The organism is Candidatus Oleimmundimicrobium sp., assembly GCF_030651595.1.
Taxonomy (GTDB): Bacteria; Actinomycetota; Aquicultoria; order UBA3085; family Oleimmundimicrobiaceae; genus JAUSCH01.
In genome coordinates, this window is sequence record NZ_JAUSCH010000112.1 from 1 (window position 1) to 1641 (window position 1641).

Below are 1641 nucleotides of genomic sequence, written 5' to 3' on the forward strand. Positions count from 1 at the left end.
ATAAGCGCGGTTGCCGGTTTCCTGAATGGGTGCAAGGTGAAGGCAGGAGTTACTCTTCATGTCTGGACAGCGCTTCCGATCAAGGCCGTTGCAGACCGATGCGGGTACACGAAAACCATTGAGGATGCGGGTGGAGTCTTGATGGTGGGCAGTTGTCCGCTGGTGAGCGAAAAATGGCCGGCCGGCACCCGGGCCATGGCTTTCGATTCTGCCAAACAGGCCCATTACATCAAACCCTTGACAAAAACCAAGGTTTTCTTCGGAAACTGGGAAGAGTGCCTGCAAGCTTCCATCTCTGGAACATGGGGAAGGTGGTCAACATGGATCCAATTATAATCCGCGGCAGAGGAGTCATTTCCGGCATCGCCTCCGGACCCGCCATGGTCTGTCGGGAGACGATACAAGGGTGGAGTGGTATCGACGAGGCCACTGGAATGGTTATTGAAAAGGGACATCCCGCGGAGGGACAGACCATTTGCGGCGTCGTCCTCGTCCTCTCGGGGGGCAAGGGATCCAACGGCTGGTCCAGCCATTTCCACGCTGCCAGGCTCAGGGGCATATCACCCTGCGCCCTGGTCCTGCCGAAAATCGACTCCAGGACTGGTGTGGCTGCCGTCGTATGCGGCGTGCCCACGGTCGTCGACCTTGAGAATGATCCCTTCAAGGTCATTGAAAACGGGGACCAGGTCACGGTTGACGGAACAAGCGGAATTGTAACCATCTGCAAGGTTTCCGGTTCCGGGCAAGGAGTTTTCTAAAATGAACCAGCCAGCACTTTCGGCAGAATCCAGGAGAGCCGCCACAATGAACCGGATGTACCGGTCGGACATGGCCCTGGTCGGAATATTCTTCGCAGCGATGTGGGTCGTTCTTCTCTTTGTCCTCTTCCAGGTCCACGGGATAGCCCCGGATCGAGCGACCCGGGCGGTCGCCACCGCCACAGCCCTTCTTGTCGGCATTTTTTCCAGCGGTGCTCTTGTGGCTGTCGTAATTCACCTCCGGAAGCGCAGGGAAGACCTCTACCTGGAAGACTGCAACAACGCAGGCCTTTGACACAGAAAGGAAGACGACACGATGGCGGGGAATATGGGAAAGAACCGATTCATGGAAGTTTTCGACGTCCTTTTCATCATGATCCTGTGCTTCACGACGCTTCTCACGACAATGCTGATGAGGGGCAAGGTTCTTGTTGGGTCGGGGAGCGGGGGGGGGATGACCTACACTTTTTCGGCAGGGACCTTCCTCCTGACCTTCCTGAGCCTGGGCACCTACCTGGCTATCGTCATTCCTCAGTCCAACCGGGAACTGGGCGAGATCGTCGAGGGGCTTTACGAAGCTGAAAAAGCGGAGCCTGGAGCAGGAACCTCCCTGGAACCCGCTCCGGCGGGGAACCCCCGATGAACTGGTGGCAGATTCTGAACGGCCTGGCCTGGGCTCTTTCCGCCCTCCTTTTGGGTCTCATGGCCTTCGATTTCATCCGGGTGGAACGACAGCTCACCTCAAAGCGGGAGGAATAGATCATGCCCGAGGAGAAGACAAACCACCTGTCGAAGGTTCTGGGCCCCGTCCACATCTGGGCTTTGGGCGTGGGGATAGTCCTGGTGGGGGAATTCATGGGTTGGAACTTCACCGTGGCCAAGG

The 1641-nt window shown here is 57.4% G+C and carries 4 protein-coding genes; all 4 read left to right on the forward strand.

Annotated elements, in window-relative coordinates:
- A partial coding sequence (locus Q7U95_RS06380) for an aconitase X (RefSeq protein WP_308752882.1) occupies positions 1 to 336 on the forward strand: 336 nt, incomplete at its 5' end.
- Positions 321 to 758: a DUF126 domain-containing protein gene (locus tag Q7U95_RS06385; protein ID WP_308752883.1), complete on the forward strand. Its 438-nt coding sequence runs from the start codon at positions 321 to 323 to the stop codon at positions 756 to 758. The genes Q7U95_RS06380 and Q7U95_RS06385, both read left to right, overlap by 16 nt.
- 1 nt (position 759) lies before the next feature.
- Positions 760 to 1053, forward strand: a complete 294-nt coding sequence (locus Q7U95_RS06390; protein WP_308752885.1) for a hypothetical protein — start codon at positions 760 to 762, stop codon at positions 1051 to 1053.
- A gap of 33 nt (positions 1054 to 1086) precedes the next feature.
- Positions 1087 to 1401 carry a hypothetical protein gene (locus Q7U95_RS06395; protein WP_308752887.1) on the forward strand — a complete coding sequence of 105 codons (315 nt, stop codon included), beginning with the start codon at positions 1087 to 1089 and terminating at the stop codon, positions 1399 to 1401.
- Positions 1402 to 1641 lie beyond the last annotated feature (240 nt).